Genomic DNA, 25,188 nt, shown 5'->3' with positions numbered 1-25,188 from the left:
AAGGAGTTAAGAAGATGAAAAAATGGTTCATTATTGGCGGAATCGTCTTCGTCGTACTGTTGGTTATGGGCTTCATGTGGGGAATCTCCTCATACAATTCGTTCGTAGCATTGAATGAAGAGGTAAATAATGCCTGGGGTCAGGTTGAAAATCAGTATCAGAGGCGTGCTGATCTGATTCCCAATCTGGTCAATACTGTAAAAGGATACGCGGATTTCGAGAAAGAAGTTCTGACAACAGTTACTGAAGCACGCGCTAAAGTCAGCCAGATGACCGTAACAAAGGAAGTGCTTGATGATCCTCAGAGCTTCGCCCGCTTCCAGCAGGCGCAGAGTGAGCTCGGAAGTGCTATTTCACGGCTTTTGGTCACGGTTGAAAATTACCCTGATCTGAAAGCTAATGAAAGTTTCCAGCAGCTTCAGGCACAGCTTGAAGGTACCGAAAACCGGATTACCGTTGCCAGAAATAAATATAACGATGTAGTAAAACTGTATAATACGGCTGTTAAACGTTTCCCTGTTGTCCTTATTGCAGGACTGATGGGTTTCCGTGACAAGCAGTATTTCCAGTCAGCCCCCGGAAGCGAAAACGCTCCGAAAGTTGAGTTTTGATACAACCAACACGGCTGATTGTTCTTTTCATTCTCCTGAGCCCGTTCCTACGGGCTCAGGTTGAATTCCCATTAATTGATAAATGGGTTACCGACCACACATCAACGCTTTCCCCGCAGGAAATCAATGAACTGACCGGAATAGTTAAAACTCATTTTGATTCCACATCCAACCAGGTGGTGGTTTTCATGATGACGTCTCTGGACGGATACCCGATTGAAGATTTTGCTTTCCAGACTGCCGAGAAGAATAAAATCGGCACAAAAGGTAATGATAACGGAGTGCTCTTCGTTATAGTCAAAAAAGACCGGCTGCTCCGCATTGAAGTGGGCTATGGTCTTGAGGGTGCACTCCCGGATGCTACGGCGAGTTACATTATAAGGCGGGAGGTGGTTCCTTATCTCAAGCAGGGGGACTATTACGGTGGCATTAAAATTGGTATTAATTCTATTATCCGTGCTATCGCCGGCGAATATGACGTAAAATCCGTTAAAAATGAAGACGATGAATTCCCGATTGGGAGAATAATCTTCTTTATTCTATTTATTTTAATTAGTCTTTTAACCGGGGGAGGACGCAGAAGAAGAGGCATTTACGTCGGAGGCTTCGGAGGTTTTAGCGGCGGCTCCTTTGGCGGAGGAGGGGGCGGAGGCGGTTTTGGCGGATTCAGTGGCGGCGGGGGCGGTTTCGGAGGAGGCGGAGCCAGCGGAAGCTGGTGATTCATCCCAAAAAAGATGACAAACCGCTTTATTCTCTTGAACCTGAATCATGCTTAAAATTATATTGAAATGAGATTATTGAAACTCTTTACGACAACTTGATAAAAAGGAAACTACTATGGCTATCATGATAACTGAAGAATGCATCAACTGCGGTGCATGCGAACCTGAATGCCCCAATACTGCCATCTACGAAGGCGGACGCGAATGGGAACTCGCCGGCAAAAGCTACGGCGATGGGGATGCAGCTCCTTCCGGCGCTGAAGGATTTTTCTCCAGCGACTTTTATTATATCGTCCCTGACAAATGCACCGAGTGCGTCGGATTCCACGACGAACCACAGTGTGCTGCTGTCTGCCCGGTTGATTGCTGCGTACCTGATCCAAAACATGTTGAGGATAAGGATACACTGCTTGCCCGTAAAGATCATTTAGATTCTCTCGGCAGATAAGAATATAATTCATTGCAGGAAAGCCGTTTGCTACAAACGGCTTTTTTGTTTTTCCATCATCTGAAACTCTATCACTATGAATCAGCACAGACCCAGTTGGGATGAATATTTTCTCAAAGTAGCCATGCTCGTTTCCGAACGTGCAACCTGCCCCCGTATGCATTGCGGCTGCGTCCTGGTACGAAACAAACAAATCCTCAGCACCGGCTACAACGGTTCAATTCCCGGTGACGCACACTGCGAGGATGTGGGCTGTATGATTCACGAAGGGCACTGCATCAGGACAATTCATGCTGAAATGAATGCCATTCTGCAATGTTCTGCAAACGGCGTAAGTACAAAGAATGCAGTTGCCTATGTTACCAATATGCCCTGCACCAACTGTGCAAAAGCATTAATTACTGCCGGAATTATTGAAGTAGTGATTTTTTCTGATTACCATAACACCATGGCAGAGGAGTTTTTCAGCAAGGCAAATGTGAAGATCAGGCGTCTCCCCATGCCTGATACCAGAATCTCCTATGATCTGGACAGCTTTAGCTCAGCGAAGAAGTTTTAACGGGCTGCATTCAATTTGTGATTCCTCTGGAATCAGGAAAGATTGGGGGCCTTATCGCTTTTCTACCATTTTGTGATTCCTCCGGAATCATCATTTTGTATATAATGTCAGACATCGAACCCGCAGCGCGGGTGACCTATTAATAGGAAACCATCAAACCCCAATTATTCAAACCCGCAGCGCGGATGACCTGTTAGCTTTTTACCAATTTGTAATTCCACCGGTATCTTGTAAAAGAGTTTTTCGTCGCAAGGTCTTCGTAGATATACGCCGCGGCGTGTATTTACAGTGCTGAACTTCTCACCAAACCGGCATAGCACTCAATACAAACAATATTCTATTTCCCCTTTTTCTTATAATTTTTCTCATACATTGTTACCCAATCCTTCACACTCATTTTCTTCATTAATTCTCCAATGAGTTTATAAGGTATATCATCCATCTTCTTGAACCGGATGCAGCTTTTACCCATATCTAATTTCTGTTTGCAGTGTTTAGGATATTCATCAACAAACCATTTCAGCAGATCAGGATCTGCGTAGATTCCCATGTGATAAAAATTGATGGAATTCTTTTGTGAGGCAATACCCGCAAAAGGCAGCGGTTCACTTGGCTTGCAATGGTAGCCGACAGGATACAACGAATGAGGGACAACATACCCCAGCCCGCCATAACTCATCCCCGGTTCAAATCCCTTTGGCAGGTTTTTAACAATAACTTCATGCAGTTTGTTAAATGCCTCTGCTCTCTCTTCCGGAATGTTAGCCAGAATTTCTTTTACGGTATTTCCTGGTGCTTTCATCTGTCCTGCCTTCTGTTTCTGAATAATTTGCTGAATTAAAACCTTTTACCACATCTCAGCAGTAAATTTATAATTCATACTCCAGATTTCAAAATTGATGATTGGTTATTCCGGTTTTGCGTATAGGCTTTTGAGCAATGCATAAGCCAGATTGCTCCCCCGGGAGGCAGCATTCCGGTAATAGCGGTATGCTTCAGATTTATTCTCTCTCACCAATATCCCCTTTTCATAGAAATATCCGATAACCGTCTCAGCAAGCAGTGAACCCTGCGCATACCCGCTGTTAAGATTTTCCATAAGCGCTGAATAACTGCCGTTATACTCTCTCCCCATGGCAACAGATGCAATAAACTGCCGCGGTACTGCCTGATACGCACCGAGTTCAGCAGCCGACTGCCAGTACTGGAATGCTTTGTCAGTGTCCCTCTTTACACTTGAGCCGTTAAAATACATATTACCGGCTTCAATCATTGACGGGATGAAGTTCTTGCCGGCTGAGCGTTCAATCAGTGTTACCGCGTCCTTTTCAGTCAGGCCAAACTCAAGCCGGAGCAGCCGCAGTGTGCCAAGGACATACTCCGCCTCTGCAGACCCTTTATTGATCTCCGCATATAACCTGTTAAAGAAGCGGTGATCACTGATAAGTTTCCAGAGGAAGATTCCGGCATAGGGAGAACCCTCTTTAAGAGCCCGTATATAATAATAGAGGGCGGCAAGTGAGGGAGCCCCTGTTCGGGAGCGAAGCTGATATATCCTCCCTGCCAAAAGCAGTCCCTCGGGGAAGGCATAACGGTCAAACTCTTTCTCAAAACTGAGGATGTTTTCCGCCGCGGAATCACTTAAAACAGAATCTCTTACGGTAAGGTTTTTATAAGAAAACGCCGTCCTGAAGAGTTCTTCATAAAAGTCAGCAAGGAGCAGAGAGTCAGGCGGCAATGTAACCGTGGTATCGGTAAAGTTGATATACTGCAGCGTTACATTTTTACTGATGGGATTGGAGGGTTCAATTTCATCACGTTTTTTGTCTGTTTTCCCCGCGGCGATATCTTTCTCCACCGCAAGAAGGGCTTTCGGAGCATTCGGATTTCCGTTTTTCACGGCTTTTTCAAACCAGAATTTAGCCTTCATGAGGTCACGGCGCACAACCAGATCTTCCGTATATATTACCCCCGCGGCGAACTGTGCCTCAGGGATGTCTTTGCCTGCGGCATAGAGAAAATTCTCAAACGCAAGATATGGATTCCATTCAGTGCCCAGCCCGTTCATATAAAATATGCCAAGATTATATGCCGCAAGGGGGTACTTCTGTTCAGCAGATCGTTTTACCCAGACAAAGGCCTTCGCCGTATCAGGTTCAAATCCGTTTCCGGTCAGATACCGAAGACCCAGTTCATGCTGGGCGAGGGGATCTCCGTCATTGGCTTTTCTGACCAGGATAAATGACTCAAATATCTGCGGTGAAAAATCAACCGGATAGTAGGTACGGTAAATCTCAACGGGCTGATTTCGCTTAAACGCAAGACTCCCCCCCTGTCCGTATATATACATCGGAAAGAGAAGGATGAACAGCGCGGCAGCCCTCAGAAGCATCATAACGCTTAAGAAGAATGTATGGTTTTCGGCAGGAGGGCGCTTCTTTCGCCAATCTGCTGCCTCCAGAGTGCATAATAGAGGCCTGTTGTTTTGAGCAGATCTTCATGCCTGCCTGATTCCGCAACCTCTCCTTTTTCGAGGACGATGATCTTATCAGCATGAATAATCGTTGAGAGACGGTGCGCTATCATGATGGTGATGCAGTCTCTCCGTGCTGATATATCCCGCAGCGTAGCGGTAATTTCTTCCTCTGTCAGGGAGTCAAGAGATGATGTTGCCTCATCAAAGATCATCAGATACGGTTTACGCAGAAGAGCCCGGGCAATTGAAAGCCTCTGTTTTTCACCTCCTGAGACTTTCACGCCCCCCTCACCTATTGTGGTATCAAGCCCTTTCTCAGCACGGGCAAGCAGTCCGTGACATGCTGCGCCGTACAGTGCATCAAGACACTCCTGATCTGTTGCATCAGGTTTTACAAACAGAAGGTTTTCCTTTATTGTGCCCGAAAAAAGTTGGGTGTCCTGAGCCACAAATCCTATATGCTCCCTCATGGCATCCAGATCAATTTCATCATGACCTCTGCCGTTATAAAGTATTCTTCCCTCCTGGGGCTGATAGAGACCGAGCAGAAGTTTTACCAGAGTGCTCTTTCCGGCGCCTGAAGGACCTACAAAAGCGGTGGTATCCCCTGCCTTCATGCTGAAGGATATATTCTTTACCGCGTGCTGCTGTGCTGATGCATGGCGGAAACTGACATTTTCAAACTCCAGGGTTTTAAGCTCTTCAATTATAACCGGTTTTTCCGGCTTGCGGTCAACCGGTATTTCCATAATCTTCTTAAAATTCTGTATGGAAACCTCTGCTTCACGGTATATATTAATGATATTGCCGAGCTCCTGCAGCGGGCCGAAAATGAAAAATGAGTAGATAAACAGGGAGAAAAATTCTCCTACGGTAATCTGCTGGATAAATATCAGATAGAGCATCAGGAAAAGTATGGTCGTCCTGAGAAAGTTGACCATGGTTCCCTGAATAAAGCTCAGACTTCGGATATATTTAACCTTTTTAAGCTCAAGCCCCAGAATTTTCTTCGTGGTAGAGTTAAGCCGGTTAATCTCCTGCCCTGATAACCCCAGACTTTTTACCAGTTCAATATTGCGCAGCGATTCGGTAGTAGAGCCCGCAAGCGCGGTAGTCTCACCGACAATGGTTTTCTGGAGTTTCTTAATCTTTTTACTCAGTACAGAACTGATCCAGGCAATGATGGGGGCAGCAGTAAAAAAGATTGGTGCAATAGCCCAATGGATAGTAAAGCAGTATATCAGAACAAAAATCAGCCCCACGACTGTGGTGAAGATGACATTGATGAATGCTGAAATCAGCCGCTCAACATCAGTGCGGACTTTCTGCAGGACGCCCAGTGTTTCACCGCTTCTCTGATCTTCAAACCGCTGATAGGGGAGTTCAAGGGAGTGCTTCAGCCCATCTGAATATATCTGCGCGCCAAGACGCTGCGTGATAGTATTGACGTAATAGTCCTGAAAATTTTTTGCCACTCGCGAAACAAACGCAACGCCAACCGCGGCAGAAAGCAGAAGAAGGACACCTCTGAAAAATTCAGATTCGCTGTACTGGCTGTATTTGGTGGCATAGTTATCTATTACATATCTGAAGATCAGCGGATCAAGCATTGAAAATACCTGATTTACGGCAGCAAGCGAAAGGGCAAGCAGCACTAACTTCCAGTACTGCTTCAGATACGAATAGAGGATGCTCACGGCATTTCTCCTTTAGTATGATCTGAAAATCCTGATATCATCAGGCGGGTATTTCATGGGTCAGGCAATGCAGTGTTCCCAGTCCCCACACTAAATCAAGGGAATGGATGCCAACTACTTTTCTGTCAGGGAAACATTCACGCAGAATTCCAAGCGCGATATAATCTTTTGCGTCATTAAACGTGGGAACTATGACCGTTTGATTGCCGATATAGAAATTTGCGTAACTTGCAGGGAGTCTCATGCCGTCAAACACTACCGGATCAGGCATCGGGAGGGGGATAATTTCGAATGATTCTCCCTTAAGATTCTTTTCACCTTTTAACCGCTCCATATTTTCCTGCAGCAGATCATAGTTCTCATCACTGCTGTCTGATTCAGAACAGAGCAGAATAGTGTTCTCATTAACAAATCTGGCAAGATCATCCACATGTCCGTGTGTATCATCACCTGCAATTCCCTTGTCCAGCCATATTACTTTTTTAATGCCAAGCTGTTCCGCAAACATCTGTTCATATTCTTTTTTACCCCAGCCGGGATTGCGAACCTGCTGCAACGGATCAAGCAGACATTCTTCCGTGGTAAGAAGAAGCCCGCTGCCATTATAATCTATGGCTCCTCCTTCAAGTACGACATGTTTTTTAAGTGATTCGGCTTTTCTTCCTTTCACCTTCATCTGGCTGAGAAGCTTTGTACCAAGTTTTTCATCCTGCTTATAGTTATCATACTTTGCCCATGCATTAAATCTGAAGAGCAGAGGCACTGGTGTGTTACCTTCTTTAATCCAGATTGGTGCCGAGTCCCTCATCCAGCTTCTGTCTGTCGGAATAACATGAAAGACCACATTATCCGAATCATACTCAACTTTTGAGAGCGCCTTCTGAACCTGTTCTTTCTGCTTCTGATCCTGAACCACAATGCGTACTTTTTCCGAATAAGAAAGTTTTGCGGTTATATCAGCATATACCCAGGTAATCGGTGTGAACTTGCCGGGCCAGTCAGCTTTATTATGAGGCCATGCAATGAGGGTTGATTCGTGCTGCTCCCACTCGGCGGGAATTCTTTTTTTCATGGGTTAATCTCTGTAGCGTTTTGTTATTTCACCATAGGCATCAATTCTTCTGTCACGCAGGAAAGGCCAGTTACGGCGTATATATTCCATATGTGCAGGATCAACTTCCGCGAGGAGAATTTCTTCTTTATCGTCTGATGCCTGAGCAATGATATGTCCCTGAGGATCAGCGACAAAACTTGAACCCCAGAACTGAATTCCTGCCTGTTCCTTGACCGGCTGCTCAAAACCTACCCGGTTCACACCAGCCACATAAATACCATTTGCAACCGCATGACCGCGCTGCACGGTCATCCATGCGTCGCGCTGTATTTGGCCGTGCTCTTCCTTTTCATAAGGATGCCACCCGATTGCTGTCGGATAGAATAGCACCGTAGCACCTGTCAGCGCTGTAAGACGTGCACCTTCAGGATACCACTGATCCCAGCAGATAAGGGTTCCCACTTTTCCGAATTTTGTATCAAATGACTTAAAGCCAAGATCTCCGGGCGTGAAGTAAAACTTTTCATAATAAGCAGGGTCATCGGGGATGTGCATCTTTCTGTATATACCCGCGCTGCTGCCGTCTGAGTCCATAACCACCAGACTATTGTGATAGAGCCCGATTCCCCTCTTCTCAAAAAGGGGTACCACAATGCTCACACCAAGTTCTGAAGCAAGTTTGCCAAAGAGTTCCGTTGAAGGTCCCGGAATGGTTTCAGCAAAATCAAAGAGTTCAATATCTTCCTTCTGGCAGAAATACTGCGAACGGTAAAGCTCCGGCAGACAGATGACCTGTGCGCCTTTAGCTGCTGCTTCCCGTACAAAATGTTCCCCCTTTTTCATGTTCTCTTCAGGAAGAGGTGAAACCTGCATCTGAATGAGACCGATAGTATATTTTTTACTGCTCATATTGCTTTACTTCTTTTTGTTTTCCTTTTTCGTCATATTCTGTACTGCTGACAGGTTTTCCTTTGCTGAACACCTCCAGGTACCAGAGAGTACCGTCCTTCCGGAAAATTTTTGATTCTCCGTCTAACGCATCCCTTTTATAATTCTGCACCGTCCATTGCTTTCCGTTATCATAATAGGTAACGGAGAGCCCCTCCTTCAGCCCGCGCTGATAGGTGATTTCGGAGAGAAGCAGTCCCTGCTCATTATAAACTTTATGAACTCCGTTCGCGCGCCCCTGATTATACTCTTTCTCCGAACTGATTTTTCCGTTTTCAAAATATTCAATTGCAGTTCCGTGAATATTGCCTTTGGTATAGTTATATATACCTTTAATCTGTCCGCTTTCATAGTACCAGATGGTTGTATCCTCCTGCAGATTCCAGAAGTAGTTTGCAACAACCTGCACAGCCCCGCTTTTAAAGAAACCGGTGGCAAGTCCCTCTTTCTTGCCTGCTTTAATCATGGTAATGGTCTGCAGTTCGCCTGAGTCATAATAATTTCTGAATTCCCCTTCCAGCGTTCCGTATGCGTAACTACCTTTTTCGCGGAGAGCGCCGTCTTCATAATAGCCCCGGTATTCACCATGAAACCTGCCCTCCGAATAATTATAATACTCCCGTAATATCCCAGATTCCGTAAATCCGTATTTCGGTCCGTTTAGAGTTCCGTTCTCATAGGTTTCGGACTGCATAAGCACTCCCGTCGGATAATAGGTGCGTACCTCACCATGGAGTTTTCCGTCTTTAAAATTACTGACCTTTTTTAATACGCCGTCATCATATTTTTCTTTTACTTCACCGTTCTGCGGCAGCAGCACGGGAGCAATAAGCATCATCATCAGTATCAGCAGTGTATTCTTCATAGTTTCCTTTCGACGTTACATTATTAATAGCCGTAAGAGGAGATCAGATTGCCGTCTTCATCATAAAATTTGCTTGTGGCAAGCTGATCGTCTCTGTAATAATCTTCACGTTTAAGAGCGCCGTTTCTGAAATATTCCTTAATGAATCCGTTCAGACGGCCGTTTATATAAGTTTCTTCTTTTTTAATTCGTCCGTTAGTATGGAACTCGGTTTTGATGCCTTCAATCAGCCCCCCCTTCACGAAATATTGATACTCCATCATGCCGGACTCATAATATTTCTTCACTTCCCCCTCAATCTCATCATCACGGTACGTATATACATACTCGAACCCGCCTGATGGATAGAAGGTGAACATAATGCCGTGTTTTTTTCCCTGCTCATAATAGACTTCACTTTTGAGTCCGCCGTCAGGGAAAAATTCTTTTTCCATTCCCTGCTTCATTCCTCCGCGGTAATCAGTACTGCGAATCAGATACCCCTCCTGATAAAAGTTTGAAGTTCCGCTCAGGGTATCATTTTTATAGGACCACTCCTCTGTAAGAAATCCTGCCTGATTATAGTTCTTGCCGAGATTCTCTTTCTTCCCGTTTCGGTAAAAAAACTCACTTTGCAGGACTCCGTCAAAACTGAAAGCTCTCTCATATTTTTCGAAATCAAGTTTTTTTCCGAATGCATCGTAACGGATACGTTCCGATATTTCTCCGCTCCGGTATAAATCTTTCACGCGGATATCACCGCCGGAATCATAAAAATACGCTTCCCCCTCAAGACGGTCATTCAGATAATATGCCTCAATGGCAACTCTTCCGTTCTCATGATATACCAGCGCCCTGCCGTTCATTCTTCCGCGGAAAAAATTTCGCTCAACTTCTTTTCCCCCTTTCTGGAAATAGGTAACAGAAACACCTTCAAGAAGTCCGTTAACAAAATACCACTCCCCCTGCAGTTCGCCGGATTTGTAGTAGGTTTTGGTGATACCATCCAGCACTCCCATAAGATATGTCTGTTCAGCCCAGAGTTCCCCGGTCTCATAATACCATTTTGAGATGCCTTCCTTTCTCCCCTGAACATAATTCCAGGCAATGCTTAAAAGCCCGTTTTCAAAATACCAGTAGGATGGGCCGTCCTCGAGCCCCTGACTGAACTGCCACTCTTTCCAGAGACGGCCGCTTGGGAAAAACTCAAGATAAGAACCATGCAGCTTACCGTCAAGATACTCCCCCTGGGACTGAATCATGCCGTTGGGATGATACGTTTTCCTGATCTCCGTCTCCTGAGCTGAGAGCATAAGGCAGAATACTGAAATGAAAAAAAACAGTTTATATATTGAAAAAATCTCCGTTGATGAGGGAATGGTCCGCAATTACTTTGGACGTCTGAAAATACGAGATGCCCTGCGGGAAAACAGGGCACAAAAAGCACAGGTTAACGGTACCGCTCTTAAATGGTACGGCCAATTACTTCAGCAATTTTCCTTATCTGACTCATCAGTTCAGCGAACTGTGAAGGAAGGAGCGCCTGCGGTCCGTCTGAGAGCGCCTTTTCCGGTTCATGATGCACCTCAACCATAAGACCATCAGCGCCGGCAGCCACTGCAGCACGCGCAAGCGGAATCACCTTATCACGCAGCCCTACAGCATGTGAAGGATCAGCTATTATTGGCAGATGGCTTCTCTTCTGTACCACCGGTATGGCCGAGAGATCAAAGGTGTTGCGTGTATAGGTTTCGAAGGTGCGTATGCCCCGCTCACAAAGGATTACTTCTTTATTGCCTCCTGAGAGTATATACTCGGCAGACATGAGCAGTTCTTCGATGGTGCCTGAAAGTCCTCGTTTAAGCAGTACCGGCTTGCCAACCTTGCCAAGTTCCTTCAGAAGAGAAAAGTTCTGCATATTCCTTGCTCCGACCTGAAAGATATCGGTATATTTGCCAATAAGTGAAATCTGCGCCGGTTCAAGAATTTCAGTGACCATTACTAAGTTATGAGCATCTGCCGCCTTGCGCATCAGTTCAAGACCGGTCTCGCCAAGCCCCTGAAATGAATAGGGTGATGAGCGCGGCTTAAAAGCTCCGCCGCGTAAAATTTTTCCTCCATTTTTTGATACTATCTCGGCAAGTTTGAATATCTGTTCTTCACTTTCGATGGAACAGGGGCCTGCCATCACAACGACATCCCTGCCGCCTAATACAACATTCTTCACTTTGATCAGCGTGTTTTCTTTCTGGAAAGCACGGCTGGCAAGTTTAAAGGGTTCAGTAATCCGGTAAACTTCTGAAACACCATCAAGCAGTTTTACTTTGCGGGTATCAAAATCCGGACGGACACCTATTGCACCAAGCACGATCTGTTCTTCACCGGTGGATTTATGCACCGCGAAGCCGTAATCTTCAAGGTGTTTTATTACATTTTCTAATTGCTCTTGTGTAGCGTTCTTTTCGAGAACTACAACCAATTCATACTCCGTTGTCTAATCATGAAATTTCTTTTCCCCTGCCTCTATGGCAAGAGGAAGATAATCCTCTTTGTGAGGAATAGCGCAGGAATACCTGCTGCTGTATGCACAATACGGATTATAGGCAAGATTAAAATCTATCGTGTACTCATGATTTGCATCAGGATTCAGTTCAAGATCTATATATCTCCCTACGCCGTAAGTTTCGTTCCCCGTAGTTTCATCAGTGAACCAGAGAGATGCATATTCAACTCCGGTGCGTGATCTCCCTTTATAAACATTCATCCGGTACTCTTTATTCCTGAAGTTCCAGGTAAAATATCCGTAACGAAGATATTTTCTTTCTTCTCCTTTGGTACCCAAAATAACAACCGTATCCTGCTGTTCATAAACATTCAGGACCGAATAAAACTTAAAAGCCGGGTCAACCGGATAATATTTCAGAGGAGCCCAGTGGGCTGCCGTATCCTGCACAAATGGAGAGCCCGGGGATGATTTCATCTCGGCATCCTTATTCGTCCGGTGCTGTTCAATCTCCATAATGTATGCTTTATCTTCTTCCGAATATTTGTCACCGCATCCTGCTGTAAAAGAAAGCAGGAGCAGAACAACCGGCCATTTAATCAGTTTTACTGATTTCATAAAAAGGTTCATTCTTTTTCTTTCAAACTTTTTTTCAGCTCATAGAGTTCATTAAGTGCATCAAGCGGAGTAAGAGAATTTATCTCCAGATCATCAATCCGCTTCCTCAGACGGTCATCCTTCACCTCAAAAAGACTCATCTGCAGGTCATGCTGATGCTCTGCGGCTTTGCGGATGCGCTCCTTCTTTTCAAGATGCGGGGTAAGTTCTTTTGATTCAAGATTCGCAAGTATTTCTTTGGCGCGGGTGGTCACATAGCGCGGCAGGCCTGCCATCTGAGCTACCTGAATGCCATAACTATGGTCTGCCTGGCCAGGACTTACCTTATGCAGGAATATTACCCGGTCTCCGTGTTCTATTACTTCAACCTTATAATTCTTTATACGAGGAAAGAGTTCTGCCATTTCATTTATTTCATGGTAGTGAGTGGCAAACAGCGTCTTAGCCGCAATTTCACTATTCTCATGAATGTATTCAGTTATTGCCCAGGCAATACTCAATCCGTCGAAAGTGCTTGTACCCCTGCCTATCTCATCAAGAAGTATAAGACTCTGCGCGGTTGCGTTATTCAGAATATTTGCCGCTTCCTGCATCTCTACAAGGAAAGTACTCTCACCGGCTGATATATTATCCGATGCCCCGACTCTGGTAAAGATGCGGTCAATTATTCCCAGCCGTGCCTTTTTAGCCGGAACAAACGAACCAATTTGTGCCAGAAGTACAATTAACCCGGTCTGCCTTAGATAGACTGACTTACCCGCCATGTTCGGCCCGGTTAGCAGGATTATCTGTGCATCTTCATTATTCAGATGGCAGGAGTTCGGCGTGAATTTTTCTCCCGGTTTCAGAATTCGTTCAACCACCGGATGCCGCCCTTCAACAATTTCAAGCACGCCGCTTTCATCAAGTTCCGGCTTCACATAATTATATGCTTCTGCACATTCAGCAAAGGAGAGATAGCAGTCAATCCGGGCAACTGCCTGTGCGTTTGACTGAATTTTCTCTGAGTATGATGCGGCGGCAATCCGGAGTTCATTAAACAGCTGATACTCAAGTTCGGCAATTTTTTCGTCAGCGGTAAGGATTTTATCCTCATATTCCTTCAGTTCCGGTGTTATATACCTCTCTGAGCTGACTAATGTTTGTTTCCGTATATAATCTGCGGGAACCTTATCTTTATTGGCGTTGCTGATTTCGATATAATAACCAAACACCTTATTATAGCTTACTTTAAGCGAGCCGATGCCGGTGCGTTCCCGTTCATCTTTCTGCAGGCGGGCAATCCAGTCCTTTCCGTGGAAGGAAAGATCGCGCAGTTCATCAAGTTCCGGGCTGAATCCCGCGCGTATATATCCGCCTTCGCCTATGGATGCAGGGGGATTATCGGTCAGTGTGGTTTCAATTTTTTTGGCAAGTTCTTTTAAATCATGAATTGACGTGCTCATGGCAGAGATCGCCTTGTCAGATGACTGCAGCAGCCGGCCTGCTATATGGGGCAGTTTCTCCAGTGAGTTCTTCAGTGCAGTAAGATCACGCGGAGTCGCTCTGCCGGTGCAGATTTTTGACGTCAGACGTTCAAGATCGCCAATCTCCTTCAGGTCTTCCCTGATTGCCAGGCGCAATTCTTTCTGATGGTAAAATCCTTCAATAATATTTTGCCGTTGCAAAATAGGTTCAAGTTTTCTCAAAGGGGCGCTTACCCATCTTTTAAGAAGACGGGCTCCCATAGGCGTTTCCGTTTTATCAAGTATAGAGATCAGAGTACCTTCCCTGCTGCCATCCTGCATGGAATAGATAATCTCAAGGTTTCTCTTGGTTGAGCGGTCAAGCTGCATATAATCAGATGGATTATAGAGAAGCACCTTGTTCAGATGTGAGGGATTGGCCTTCTGCGTCTCACGGAGGTAATGGATAATTACTCCGGACGCGGAGAGGCCGGCAGTAAGGTGTTCAATGCCGAAGCCCTTAAGACTCACGGTCTTAAATTGGAGCAGCAGCTGCTCCGATGCATAATCCTGATTGTATACCCAGTCATCAATTTTGGTAAAACGGGCCGGGATTTCACTTTCTGCATAGAGTGATTTGATCATCTCAATATCCCCCTTGCGGGCGAGGATTTCAGCCGGTGAGATCAGTTCAATCTGATCGCGCAAAACCTGCCTGTGAACTTCATAGGCATAATATTCCCCGGTGGAGATATCGCAAAAGGAAAGTCCGGCAATATCACCGCTGACCATCACCGCAAGCAGGTAATTATTTTTTTTGTGATCGAGCAGTTTTTCTGAGAAAGCAACTCCGGGAGTTACCATTTCGGTTACTTCTCTTTTCACAATACCTTTAGCCTGTTTGGGGTCCTCCATCTGCTCGCAGATGGCAACCCTGAGACCGGCACGGACCAACTTTGGCAGATAGGTATCAAGTGCATGATGCGGAAAACCTGCTAGAGGAACATCCCCGGCAGCTCCGTTCGACCGCCTGGTCAGAGTAATACCCAGCACACGGGATGCGGTTTTGGCATCCTCGTCAAAAGTCTCATAGAAGTCACCAATCCTGAAGAGTAAAACTGCGTCAGGGTGAGACTCCTTGATCTTATGATACTGAAGCATTAAAGGGGTCGAACTCATAGACTTACATTAAAACAAACCTCAAATGTACCTTTAAAATGGGTCAAATTCAATTGAAGTATGAAGTATGAATCATGAAGTATGAATTTACGCCCTGCTCCTGAGGAGTCGAATACTGGCAGAAATTCGCATAAACCTCCCTACTCCGGAGGAGTCGAACATTGGTAGAACTTCGCATTAGCCTTCACCCCCTTCCCAACTCCGGAGGAGTCGTACATTGGTAGAACTCCGTATAAGCCTTCACCCCTTCCCTACTCCGGAGGAGTCGTACATTGATAGAACTTCGCATAAGCCCTCACCCCCTTCCCGACTCCGGAGGAGTCGAACATTGGTAGAAATTCGCATAAGCCTTCACCCCTCTTCCCGACTACGGAGGAGTGGTACATTGGCCGAAATTCATATTAACCACCACTCACACTCGTGGATTTACTGCAAAATTTTTCTGCCAAGCCCCCCAAAAAAATGCAAAGATCACTCAGCAGGTGTAAAGAGCATCGTCCTGTTTGAAGCATTCTTCAGCACCTGGTGGGTAAAAATCTCAACTGCGATTTTCAGGAACTGCAGCAATGCCAGCATCAGAACAGGCGCGCCGAATGCCAGCAGCAAAAATGATCCGAATATGGCAACAAACTGCTGGATGAATATCCTTGGGTATGGAATAAACATCATCAGTACTGGACTGGCTTCCTTATACACTCCCGGCTGGATATAATCAAACCAGAGACTCACGGTATGCGTCACCACAATGGACAGCACAGCATAATGCATGAACTCATTTTCAATGATGTAGCTTATAAATCCTTCTATACCCTCCGCGGATGAGCTGAGCGCCGGCAGGATAATCTGAATCTGCCCGAAATTAAACATATTGTAATGCACCAAAAAAAATACCGTGACAAATATTCTCCCCCCGATTGAGCCGGGAGGCGCCGATTCCGCGGTATTATTCGGATTCTTCTGCGCAAGAAGAATCTTCGGTACATTCAGCAGCCCGATGATAACCGTTTCTGTTATATATATAAATACAATGTTCATCGCGTCAAACCCAAAGAAGAGCACTCCGATGACCGGCATGAGGTTATGAATGGCAATAAACCAGCTCGTTTTATCGAACTCAAGATCGGCGAGCATTCCGCCGAGGGAATTATAATCCTTCCGTAAATCAATCATGTTTTCCTGCACAAGAAGATTAATAAAGCATTATTCGCGAACAGGCATCACCCTGCCCGTTAAAAATTCAAATTTGTTCAGACCCCGGAGAAAGACTTCCTCTAAACCTCCCGAATATTACCGTAAAATAGGTATTTTAACCGAATGTTTTACCATTTTTAGAAAGTTATGTCATCTACTGCCGCAACTGAAAAAACTAAATTCCCCGCCTCCTTCTGGACGGCAAATATTGTTGAACTCTTCGAACGCTCTGCCTATTACGCCATTTTTATCGGAATCACCCTCTACCTTACCGATGTCGTCGGGTTCAATGACATCTGGGCTGCCTGGATAGGAGGAGTGTTCTCGGCAGGCCTTTACTTCCTGCCTCCTTTTGCAGGTGCCTATGCAGATAAAATAGGATTTCGTAAGGCGCTGCTTCTGGCTTTTGCGCTGCTGGCAGTTGGTTATTTTTCTCTCGGGCTGTTTCCTTATAAGGCAATCGTCATTCCTTCATTGGTACTGGTTATGTTCGGGGGCTCCTTCATTAAATCGGTCATAACCGGAACGGTTGCTGTAACCACCGATACAGCAAACCGTGCACGAGGTTATTCAATATTTTATGCAATGGTGAATGTTGGCTCTTTCCTCGGTAAAACCTTTGCATATCCTATCCGGCTTGAGCTGGGTCTTGAAGCGGTTAATTATTATTCAGCGGCTCTCTGTTTTATTGCGCTTATTGCAGTGTACTTTTATTATAAGGGGGTTGATTCCGGCAGCGATAAAAAATCCGTAAAAGAAATAGTGGACGGAATGCTCAGGGTGGTTAAGAATACCCGGCTAGTGATGCTGATACTTATAATAACCGGTTTCTGGATTATCTTCCATCAGCTTTACGCAACCATGCCGAAGTACGTTATCCGCCTAGTTGGACAGTCGGCCTCTCCGGAGTGGATAGCAAACGTGAACCCGCTGGTGGTTGTGACGTTCGTGATTGTGGTAAATAAAATTATGAAGAAATACACAGCGCTCAGCACCATGACCGTGGGAATGTTCATCATGCCGGTATCTGCCCTGATTATGGCGGCAAGCCCCTGGCTGACCGGAATTACCGGAAATCTAATAAATATCCTAGGGTTTTTCACCGCGCATCCGGTTACTGTTATGATGATCATCGGTATCGTATTTCAGGCACTGGCAGAGTGCTTCATCAGCCCCCGTTATCTGGAGTTCTTTTCTCTGCAGGCACCAAAAGGAGAAGAAGGACTTTACCTTGGCTTCGGTCATCTGCATTCATTCCTGGCTTCTCTTCTTGGGTTTGGTATATCGGGATATCTGCTCACGATGTATTGTCCCGATCCCGCAACGCTTACTGCTGAACAGGCACTGACTGCTTATGACAGCGCTTATATGATCTGGGTCATCTTCGCCGGAATCGGTCTGGTTTCTGCTCTGGCTCTGGTTCTTTATGGTAAATATTACGGTTACGGAACACACGGCCAAGAGAAGTAATCAAAAAGGGGGATTTCCGGCTGTTTTTCAGTTTTAGGAATCAGCAATCACACTTTTCCGCTTTAGAAGCCTTTTAACAGATTCTTTTGCGGTACGGTTTTTGCACATTATGATATGTATTTAATTCGGATTTGGAATGGAAGAAAAATTTAATTTTGAAGATTTAATTAAGAAAAGCCGTGTAAGCGATACGGAAATCATCAATCATGCTGCCATTATCGGCGGCGGACTGATGGGGCAGGGTATTGCCCAGACTATTGCTGCTTCAGGGCTTGATGTTCTTATCATTGAAAAAACAGAAGAAACCGTTCTGCGCGCTAGTGAAGTGCTGGGTGATTCTATTGACCGGGAAATTAAACGATGGGCAATGACCCAGTCAGAGAAAAAAGCTATCATGAGCCGTATACGCTGGTCAGTTGATTATAATGACCTGGCTGATGCTGATGTAATCATTGAAGCGGTTGACGAAGATTATGATCTGAAGGCAGAGATTTTCAGCAAGATTGACAAAATAGCAAAAGCTGAAACCATCTTCGTTTCTAATACTTCAACGCTCAGTCTTTCAAAACTTGCGGAAGAAACCTCACGACCGGAAAAAATCATCGGGATGCACTTCCTGAATCCTGTTCCCAAGGTTCCCCTTGTAGAACTGGTTAAAGGTCTGAAAACCTCAAACTATACCGTAAAAACCATCCGTGACTTTGCAAAGAGAATCGGTAAAACCGCAGTAGAGGTTTATGAATATCCGGGGTTTGTAACCACCCGTGCCATTGTTCCCCTCCTCAATGAAGCCATGTATATCCTTCTTGAGGGAATTGCCTCGGCAAAAGATATTGATACCGCAATGAAACTTGGCTATAACTTTCAGTATGGCCCCCTTGAAATGGCTGACATGATGGGGCTGGATGAAGTGCTTGCCTGGATGGATACACTCTGGAAAACCCTCGGCGAACCGAGATACCGCGCCTGCCCCATTCTGAGGAAACTGGTGCGCGAAATGAAACTCGGCAAAAAAACCGGTGAAGGTTTTTACAAGTATGATGATGACGGCAAAATAGTTCACTCAAATTGAAAGTTTAATAGTAATGAAAGTTCTGGTTCTTAACTGCGGCAGTTCGTCAATTAAATATCAGTTTATTGATACTGCCACACACCATGCCCTTGCGAAGGGCGCTGTTGAACGCATCGGAATGACTGATGCAGTTCTTTCTCATACACGGTCTGACGGAGATTCAATCCGCCTGGTCAGTGAAATCCTTGATCATGCAGTTGCCATTGAATATGTGCTGGCAGTGCTGCTCAGCAAAAATCACGGTGTGCTGGATGATAAGGATGACATTCAGGCCGTGGGGCACCGCGTTGTTCACGGAGGCGAGGCATTCAGCGGGTCGGTATATATAACCGACGAAGTGATAAAAGTACTTCAGGATAATATTGATCTTGCACCGCTGCATAATCCCCCGAATATCAAAGGTATTCAGGCGGTAAAGCGAATCATTCCCGAAGCACCTCAGTGCGGCGTGTTTGATACCTCATTTCACGCGCACATGAAGCCGGAAGCATTTCTCTACGGCATACCCTATGAACTTTACCGTAAGTATAAAATCCGTAAATACGGTTTTCACGGCACATCACACCGCTATGTGGCTGAAATTGCCGCACAAATGCTCGGCAAACCGCAGAGTGAGCTGAAAATAGTAACCGCGCATCTTGGCAATGGCTGCTCCATGGCAGCAGTAAAATATGGGGAGTCTATTGACACCACCATGGGTTTCACCCCGCTTGAAGGCCTGCTTATGGGTACCAGAAGCGGTGACGTAGATCCTTCAGTCATCCTGTATATTATGGGTAAAGAAGGACTTTCTCTTTCTGAGGCCAATACGCTGCTGAATAAACACAGCGGCTTGATCGGCATCAGCGGTGAGGCAAGTGATATGCGTGAGGTGGTTTCCAGTATGAAGGAAGGCACCAAAAGGGCTAAGATTGCCTTTGATCTTTTCTGTTACCGCATTAAAAAATATATCGGAGCCTATGCAGCGGCAATGGGAGGGCTTGATGCATTTGTGCTGACCGGTGGTATCGGAGAGAATTCAGCAGAAGTGCGCGAAGCAGTCTGCGCTGATCTTGAGTTCCTTGGATTGAAACTTGACCCCGTTAAAAACGCCAATAAAGAAATTGATCTTTCTGCTGACGGCTCACGGGCAAGGATTCTGAGAATCCCCACGAATGAGGAACTGGTCATAGCTCTCGACACAGCCGATATCGTCTCCAGGATGAAATCCGCGGAATAACATTTTCCCCTGCCGCCGGAGCACTCCTCCGGCGGCAGACTAATATATACGGCTGACGACTTACCCGCCTGCCGGCCCTTCAGTTTTTCTTCCGATACTTCTTTTTTACCTGATAAATTTATCCTAATTTTCGAACTTCTGTCACGGTTTCTGTGCCATGCCAGAGTGAAACACATCATCAGCACATAAAAAGGATTCCGCATGGAGTTTATTGAAAACATTCTTAATGAAATCAACAGCGTTGTGTGGGGTGTGCCAATGCTTATTCTGCTCTTCGGCACCCATGTTTTTCTCACCTTCCGGCTCAAACTGATTCAGCGGTATATATGGACCGGCATTAAGTTATCACTCGGCAGGTCGAAGGAAGGGAGCGGTGATGTTTCACAATTCGGCGCACTCACTACGGCTCTTGCGGCAACCATCGGAACCGGAAACATTGTGGGGGTATCAACTGCCATCGCAGCCGGAGGTCCCGGGGCGGTATTCTGGATGTGGCTGACCGGTGTTTTTGGTATCGCGACCAAGTATTCCGAAGCGCTTCTTGCAGTTAAATACCGCACCACAAAAGAGGATGGATCCTTTGCCGGAGGCCCGATGTATGTACTCGAGAGAGGTCTAAATATGAAATGGCTGGGCATTATTTTTGCTGCCCTGACTGCTGTTACCGCATTCGGTATTGGGAACATGGTGCAGGCAAATTCCATCTCCGAACTTGCAAAAACTTCCATGAATATTCCTCCGTATATAACCGGTATTTTTCTTGCAACATTAACCGGAGTTGTAATCATAGGCGGTATAAAATCAATCGCGAAATGGTGTGAAAAACTGGTTCCCTTTATGGCTATCTTTTATGTACTGGGCTGCTTTGTTCTTCTTGCAATGAACTATCAGGAAATTCCTCATGCACTCAGTCTTATCTTTGAAGGAGCATTCAGCGGAACAGCCGTAACAGGAGGTTTCCTTGGAGCTACTATGAAGGAGGCCATAAGAATGGGAATAGCAAGGGGACTCTTCTCTAATGAATCAGGACTTGGCAGCGCCCCAATCGTAGCTGCAGCCGCACAAACTAAAAATCCAGTCCGCCAGGCACTGGTCTCATCAACCGGCACTTTCTGGGATACCGTGGTTGTATGTTTAATCACCGGAGTGGTTGTAGTCAATTCAGGAGAGTGGGCAAACGGACTTCGCGGTGCAGAACTTACGCATGCTGCTTTTGAAGAAATTCCCGTCATCGGTTCAATTGTCCTTACTATTGGCTTGCTCACTTTTGTATTCTCTACCATCATAGGCTGGTCTTATTATGGAGAAAAAGCGATTGAGTATTTAGCTGGTTCTAAAGCCGTAAAACCCTACCGGATTCTCTGGGTAATCTTTGTATTGGTCGGCTCTCTGCTCTCACTGCCTGTGGTCTGGACCTTCGCGGATATCACAAATGCACTGATGGCTATCCCCAATCTGACAGCATTGCTGCTGCTCTCAGGAGTGATTGTGGCTGAAACAAAGAAATACCTGTGGGAGGGGAAACTTGATGATATGTAATATTTAGTTTATATATATTTGGGCTGTTTACCTCCTGGTATGCAGCCCTTTTTTTTGTTTTTGAGCACAGGTAATTCCGGCTGCCTCAGACCTCAGCTCACGCTAAGACGCAATGAGTTTCTGCTTATAATCCAATATCCTCTGCGTTAATAAGCGAAATCTGCGGGATACATTCAGGGATTCGCCTCAAGACTTCCATCGCGCGAAGACGTTAAGACGCAGAGAGTTTCTTGTCATCATTCGTTAAACTCTGCGTTAATCAGCGAAATCTGCGGGAAACATTCCCGAATTCGCCTCAAGACTTCCCTCACGCAAAGACGCTAAGACGCAGAGAGTTTCTTGTTATCATGCAATTAACTCTGCGTTAATCAGCGAAATCTGCGGGAAACATTCCGGGATTCGCCTCAAGACTTTCCTCGCGCAAAGACGCTGAGACGCAGAGAGTTTCTTCTCATCATTCAACATCCTTAACAAGCATCTGCAGGAACCTTTTACCCTGCCTGGCGGCACTTCCAGCCTGCCGGAATCAGCCCCGATTCATGATTCTGCGCTTTCTTTCTTAAATTTGCACAATCATTTTTGCAAGTTTATGTCGTTAGAAATATTCCTTTTATCATTCATCCCCCTCTTTGTTGCCATTGATATTATCGGCACGGTACCCATTTTTCTTGGCATTACCAGTGACCTGAGCCAGCAGGATAAACGTAAGCTGATTCTTCAGTCAGTGATGACTGCATTTATCATCGGCATACTCTTCCTGGTGGCAGGAAAGATTGTCCTGAACTTTATGGGCATCACTATAGATGATTTCCGCATAGCCGGCGGAATCATTCTGCTGATACTCTCGGTGAATGACATTATGTTTTCCAATGAATCCCGCCGCCGTCCGGGTACCAAAGTCGGCATTGTTCCGCTTGGTATCCCGCTGATAATCGGGCCGGCAGCACTCACTACCATTATGATACTCATTGACAATTATGGCTTTGTCCCGACAATCGTATCCATGGTACTTAATTTTCTGATAGTATTTCTGGTGCTCCGTTACTCAAATCTCATCATTAAAATTGCCGGGGAAGAAGGCACAAAGGCATTCGCAAAAATCGCGTCAGTATTTCTTGCCGCCATTGCGGTTATGATGATACGGGTAGGAGTTTCGAATATTATAGCCAGAGGAGGCGCGTAACATGGATTTACTGTTAAAAAACAAAACCGCATTAATTACAGCCGGTTCCAAGGGAATCGGGAAAGCAGCTGCTCTTGCGCTCGCTGCTGAAGGATGCCGCATTGCAGTTACATCTTCAAATAAAGAAAATCTGCAGAAATTTTCAGATGAATGTAAATCCCGCACCGGACAGACCCCTTACACTGCCGTGATGGATCTGAATATTCCCTCACAAGCGGCCGGAGTTACCGAAAAAATTTTTAAAGAATTCGGACATATAGATATTCTGGTGAACAATTGCGGCGGTCCACAGCCGGGCAACTTCCTTGAGATAACGGATAAACAATGGGAGTCAGGTGCTAATCAGATTCTCTTCAGTGTGATTGCCATATGCCGTCTGCTTATTCCGCCGATGAGGGAGAGAAAGTGGGGACGGATAATAAACATCACCTCGGTAACAGTCCGCCAGCCTATTGATAACCTTGTGGTCTCAAACGCTCTAAGAGCAGGACTGACTGGACTGGCAAAATCGCTCAGTAATGAGTTCGCCGCTGATGGTCTGACTATTAATAATATCGCTCCGGGATATACACTGACCGAACGAATCAAAGATCTTTCACAAAGCAAGGCAACACTTACGGGAAACTCCCCCGATGACATTATCAGAGAGATGACGCGCAATATCCCCGCAGGACGCATGGCAGAGCCGGAAGAGCCTGCAGCGCTTGCCTGTTTTCTGGCTTCACCCCTTGCCGGATATATCAACGGCAATACCATACAGATTGACGGCGGCTATACAAAGTCCCTTCTCTGATTATCTGAATATGCACAAGTGATCTATTCCTGCGAAATTGTCCTCACTCCCGATAAAGCCGGAGATAAGGAAGAATTATATATACAGGCAGCCCGTAAACTGAAACTGAACAGGGGCGAGATTACCGCCGTGGTGCCGGAACGGAGATCCATTGACGGACGCAGCCGCGATCCGGTTTACCGGATACAGGCCAGTGTATATACAAACGAACTTCCCTCCGGAAGCCCGTATCAGTTCAATTTTACTCCCTCGGATGCATCAAAGCGCGCGGCAATCGTTGGTTCAGGTCCGGCGGGATTGTTTGCCGCACTAAAACTGATTGAACTCGGCGTCACACCCGTCATCTTTGAACGGGGGAAGAATGTCCGGGACCGCAGACGCGATCTGAGAGCCATTCAGCAGTTCGATACCGTTAACCCGGACTCCAATTATTGCTTTGGTGAAGGAGGGGCGGGCACCTATAGCGACGGCAAACTTTATACACGCTCAACCAAACGGGGAGATATTAAGCGGATTCTATCACTGCTGGTGCATCATGGGGCTCATCCTGATATTCTGATTGACGCCCATCCCCACATCGGTTCCAACAAACTGCCTAAAGTAATCGAAGCAATACGGAATACCATCCTTGAGTGCGGCGGTGAGATTCATTTCGGATCACGTGTTACCGATATATATACGGAGCATAACCGGATTAGCGGGCTGCAGGTGAACGGCAGTACGGATTTTGTGTTTAATCAGATTATCCTTGCGCCGGGACACTCCGCGCGTGATGTTTTCCGTATGCTTGAGCGGAGAAATTTCGCCCTTGAAAGCAAACCCTATGCTCTTGGCGTGCGGATTGAGCATCCCCAGGAAATGATAAACCGGAAACAGTATCACAATTCCAAATATATACCGCTGCTGCCTGCGGCTTCATATTCCATAACCTGCCAGGCTGAGGGGAAAGGCGCGTTCTCATTTTGCATGTGTCCCGGAGGAATCATCGTTCCGGCGGCGACCAGTCCGGGTGAGATTGTGGTAAACGGTATGTCAATGTCCCGCCGGGACTCGAAATTCGCGAATTCCGGTTTTGTGGTAACTGTGGATCAGCGGGATTTTGAACAGCAGGGCTTCGGAGGCATTTTTGCCGGAATGGACTTCCAGCAGTTTATAGAGCAGAGGGCTTTTTCAACAACGGGGACACAGCAGGCCCCGGCTCAAAGAGTTACAGATTTCCTGAACGGCATTACTTCAAATTCCCTGCCGCCAGCCTCTTACATCCCGGGATTCAAATCCGTTCCTCTGGCGGAGATTTTCACGGAGGAAATCACCTCCGCGTTACAATCTGCTCTCAGGATGGCGGATAAAAAGCTTAGCGGATTTATCTCAGAGGAAGCGGTTATCTGTGCACCGGAATCCCGTACCTCATCCCCTGTTACCGTTCTCCGGGATAAGGAAACTCTTGAGAGCACCTCCCATCAGGGGCTCTACCCGGCCGGGGAAGGCTGCGGGTACGCCGGGGGCATCATCTCCGCTGCCATTGACGGCGAACGCACAGCCATGGCTCTTTTCCAAAAATATTTTTCATAAGAATAAGTTGGCGTAATCTTTTTCCGTATTTTCTCAATGAACGTA

The 25,188-nt window shown here is 46.0% G+C and carries 22 protein-coding genes; 11 read left to right on the top strand and 11 right to left on the bottom strand.

All coding sequences use genetic code 11. The features are described from left to right. Nucleotides 1-14: 14 nt before the first annotated feature. From HRU80_06860 to HRU80_06845, 4 genes are all read left to right on the top strand, one after another. Entirely contained in the window at nt 15-611 is a 597-nt protein-coding gene (locus HRU80_06860; protein ID QOJ28611.1) for a LemA family protein, read from the top strand. Beyond that, nucleotides 608-1,330 carry a TPM domain-containing protein gene (locus tag HRU80_06855; protein QOJ28610.1) on the top strand — a complete coding sequence of 241 codons (723 nt, stop codon included), beginning with the start codon at nt 608-610 and terminating at the stop codon, nt 1,328-1,330. Before HRU80_06860 ends, HRU80_06855 begins: the two co-directional genes overlap by 4 nt. A 118-nt stretch (nt 1,331-1,448) precedes the next feature. Then, nucleotides 1,449-1,781: a 4Fe-4S dicluster domain-containing protein gene (locus tag HRU80_06850; protein QOJ28609.1), complete on the top strand. Its 333-nt coding sequence runs from the start codon at nt 1,449-1,451 to the stop codon at nt 1,779-1,781. 76 nt (nt 1,782-1,857) lie between these two features. Continuing rightward, nucleotides 1,858-2,340: a dCMP deaminase gene (locus HRU80_06845; GenBank protein ID QOJ28608.1), complete on the top strand. Its 483-nt coding sequence runs from the start codon at nt 1,858-1,860 to the stop codon at nt 2,338-2,340. 337 nt (nt 2,341-2,677) lie between these two features. Here the strand turns inward: HRU80_06845 and HRU80_06840 are convergent, their stop codons facing one another. From HRU80_06840 to HRU80_06790, 11 genes are all read right to left on the bottom strand, one after another. Beyond that, nucleotides 2,678-3,142, bottom strand: coding sequence for a DUF1801 domain-containing protein (locus HRU80_06840; GenBank protein QOJ28607.1), 465 nt, complete (start codon nt 3,140-3,142; stop codon nt 2,678-2,680). 105 nt (nt 3,143-3,247) lie between these two features. Continuing rightward, nucleotides 3,248-4,735, bottom strand: a complete 1,488-nt coding sequence (locus HRU80_06835) for a sel1 repeat family protein (protein QOJ28606.1) — start codon at nt 4,733-4,735, stop codon at nt 3,248-3,250. 5 nt (nt 4,736-4,740) lie between these two features. Continuing rightward, nucleotides 4,741-6,513: an ABC transporter ATP-binding protein gene (locus tag HRU80_06830; protein ID QOJ28605.1), complete on the bottom strand. Its 1,773-nt coding sequence runs from the start codon at nt 6,511-6,513 to the stop codon at nt 4,741-4,743. Nucleotides 6,514-6,553: 40 nt separating this feature from the next. Next, nucleotides 6,554-7,585, bottom strand: coding sequence for an agmatine deiminase family protein (locus HRU80_06825; protein ID QOJ28604.1), 1,032 nt, complete (start codon nt 7,583-7,585; stop codon nt 6,554-6,556). Nucleotides 7,586-7,588: 3 nt separating this feature from the next. Continuing rightward, nucleotides 7,589-8,476, bottom strand: coding sequence for a carbon-nitrogen hydrolase (locus HRU80_06820; GenBank protein QOJ28603.1), 888 nt, complete (start codon nt 8,474-8,476; stop codon nt 7,589-7,591). Further along, nucleotides 8,466-9,380, bottom strand: a complete 915-nt coding sequence (locus tag HRU80_06815; GenBank protein QOJ28602.1) for a toxin-antitoxin system YwqK family antitoxin — start codon at nt 9,378-9,380, stop codon at nt 8,466-8,468. The genes HRU80_06820 and HRU80_06815 overlap by 11 nt, the downstream gene beginning before the upstream one ends. A gap of 23 nt (nt 9,381-9,403) precedes the next feature. Next, nucleotides 9,404-10,672, bottom strand: coding sequence for a toxin-antitoxin system YwqK family antitoxin (locus HRU80_06810; protein QOJ28601.1), 1,269 nt, complete (start codon nt 10,670-10,672; stop codon nt 9,404-9,406). 152 nt (nt 10,673-10,824) lie between these two features. Beyond that, a complete protein-coding gene (aroF, locus tag HRU80_06805) occupies nt 10,825-11,838 on the bottom strand; it encodes a 3-deoxy-7-phosphoheptulonate synthase (protein QOJ28600.1) in 1,014 nt (337 codons plus the stop codon). A 15-nt stretch (nt 11,839-11,853) separates the two neighbouring features. Beyond that, nucleotides 11,854-12,480: a DUF1684 domain-containing protein gene (locus tag HRU80_06800; protein ID QOJ28599.1), complete on the bottom strand. Its 627-nt coding sequence runs from the start codon at nt 12,478-12,480 to the stop codon at nt 11,854-11,856. Between the two features lie 8 nt (nt 12,481-12,488). Further along, nucleotides 12,489-15,086: a DNA mismatch repair protein MutS gene (gene mutS, locus HRU80_06795; protein ID QOJ30480.1), complete on the bottom strand. Its 2,598-nt coding sequence runs from the start codon at nt 15,084-15,086 to the stop codon at nt 12,489-12,491. 489 nt (nt 15,087-15,575) lie between these two features. Beyond that, nucleotides 15,576-16,274: a hypothetical protein gene (locus tag HRU80_06790; GenBank protein QOJ28598.1), complete on the bottom strand. Its 699-nt coding sequence runs from the start codon at nt 16,272-16,274 to the stop codon at nt 15,576-15,578. Nucleotides 16,275-16,442: 168 nt separating this feature from the next. On the opposite strand from HRU80_06790, the gene HRU80_06785 reads away from it, so the two are divergent. The 7 genes from HRU80_06785 to HRU80_06755 all read left to right on the top strand — a co-directional run bounded on the left by HRU80_06785 (nt 16,443) and on the right by HRU80_06755 (nt 25,143). Continuing rightward, nucleotides 16,443-17,765, top strand: coding sequence for an MFS transporter (locus HRU80_06785; GenBank protein ID QOJ28597.1), 1,323 nt, complete (start codon nt 16,443-16,445; stop codon nt 17,763-17,765). 136 nt (nt 17,766-17,901) lie between these two features. Next, nucleotides 17,902-18,837: a 3-hydroxybutyryl-CoA dehydrogenase gene (locus HRU80_06780; GenBank protein ID QOJ28596.1), complete on the top strand. Its 936-nt coding sequence runs from the start codon at nt 17,902-17,904 to the stop codon at nt 18,835-18,837. Between the two features lie 13 nt (nt 18,838-18,850). Further along, nucleotides 18,851-20,056: an acetate kinase gene (locus HRU80_06775; GenBank protein QOJ28595.1), complete on the top strand. Its 1,206-nt coding sequence runs from the start codon at nt 18,851-18,853 to the stop codon at nt 20,054-20,056. Nucleotides 20,057-20,257: 201 nt separating this feature from the next. After that, entirely contained in the window at nt 20,258-21,595 is a 1,338-nt protein-coding gene (locus HRU80_06770) for a sodium:alanine symporter family protein (protein ID QOJ28594.1), read from the top strand. 589 nt (nt 21,596-22,184) lie between these two features. Then, nucleotides 22,185-22,778 carry a MarC family protein gene (locus HRU80_06765; protein ID QOJ28593.1) on the top strand — a complete coding sequence of 198 codons (594 nt, stop codon included), beginning with the start codon at nt 22,185-22,187 and terminating at the stop codon, nt 22,776-22,778. Nucleotide 22,779: 1 nt separating this feature from the next. After that, complete coding sequence (locus HRU80_06760) at nt 22,780-23,571, top strand: SDR family oxidoreductase (protein QOJ28592.1); 792 nt, start codon at nt 22,780-22,782, stop codon at nt 23,569-23,571. Nucleotides 23,572-23,589: 18 nt separating this feature from the next. Further along, nucleotides 23,590-25,143, top strand: a complete 1,554-nt coding sequence (locus tag HRU80_06755; protein QOJ28591.1) for an FAD-binding protein — start codon at nt 23,590-23,592, stop codon at nt 25,141-25,143. Nucleotides 25,144-25,188: the final 45 nt, after the last annotated feature.

Source organism: Ignavibacteriales bacterium, from assembly GCA_015709675.1.
In the GTDB taxonomy this organism is placed as follows: Bacteria; Bacteroidota; Ignavibacteria; order Ignavibacteriales; family Ignavibacteriaceae; genus H2-BAC3.
This window is presented reverse-complemented; position numbering and strand designations above follow the sequence as displayed.

Bases quoted from the DNA above. Each gene is read 5' to 3' on its own strand.
- HRU80_06825 (QOJ28604.1), bottom strand. From the start codon at position 7,585: ATGAAAAAAAGAATTCCCGCCGAGTGGGAGCAGCACGAATCAACCCTC.
- HRU80_06760 (QOJ28592.1), top strand. From the start codon at position 22,780: ATGGATTTACTGTTAAAAAACAAAACCGCATTAATTACAGCCGGTTCC.
- HRU80_06840 (QOJ28607.1), bottom strand. From the start codon at position 3,142: ATGAAAGCACCAGGAAATACCGTAAAAGAAATTCTGGCTAACATTCCG.
- HRU80_06815 (QOJ28602.1), bottom strand. From the start codon at position 9,380: ATGAAGAATACACTGCTGATACTGATGATGATGCTTATTGCTCCCGTG.
- HRU80_06770 (QOJ28594.1), top strand. From the start codon at position 20,258: ATGGAGTTTATTGAAAACATTCTTAATGAAATCAACAGCGTTGTGTGG.
- HRU80_06810 (QOJ28601.1), bottom strand. From the start codon at position 10,672: ATGCTCTCAGCTCAGGAGACGGAGATCAGGAAAACGTATCATCCCAAC.
- HRU80_06785 (QOJ28597.1), top strand. From the start codon at position 16,443: ATGTCATCTACTGCCGCAACTGAAAAAACTAAATTCCCCGCCTCCTTC.
- HRU80_06860 (QOJ28611.1), top strand. From the start codon at position 15: ATGAAAAAATGGTTCATTATTGGCGGAATCGTCTTCGTCGTACTGTTG.
- mutS (QOJ30480.1), bottom strand. From the start codon at position 15,086: ATGCTTCAGTATCATAAGATCAAGGAGTCTCACCCTGACGCAGTTTTA.
- HRU80_06845 (QOJ28608.1), top strand. From the start codon at position 1,858: ATGAATCAGCACAGACCCAGTTGGGATGAATATTTTCTCAAAGTAGCC.
- HRU80_06765 (QOJ28593.1), top strand. From the start codon at position 22,185: ATGTCGTTAGAAATATTCCTTTTATCATTCATCCCCCTCTTTGTTGCC.
- HRU80_06780 (QOJ28596.1), top strand. From the start codon at position 17,902: ATGGAAGAAAAATTTAATTTTGAAGATTTAATTAAGAAAAGCCGTGTA.
- HRU80_06775 (QOJ28595.1), top strand. From the start codon at position 18,851: ATGAAAGTTCTGGTTCTTAACTGCGGCAGTTCGTCAATTAAATATCAG.
- HRU80_06800 (QOJ28599.1), bottom strand. From the start codon at position 12,480: ATGAAATCAGTAAAACTGATTAAATGGCCGGTTGTTCTGCTCCTGCTT.
- HRU80_06835 (QOJ28606.1), bottom strand. From the start codon at position 4,735: ATGATGCTTCTGAGGGCTGCCGCGCTGTTCATCCTTCTCTTTCCGATG.
- HRU80_06820 (QOJ28603.1), bottom strand. From the start codon at position 8,476: ATGAGCAGTAAAAAATATACTATCGGTCTCATTCAGATGCAGGTTTCA.
- HRU80_06850 (QOJ28609.1), top strand. From the start codon at position 1,449: ATGGCTATCATGATAACTGAAGAATGCATCAACTGCGGTGCATGCGAA.
- HRU80_06790 (QOJ28598.1), bottom strand. From the start codon at position 16,274: ATGATTGATTTACGGAAGGATTATAATTCCCTCGGCGGAATGCTCGCC.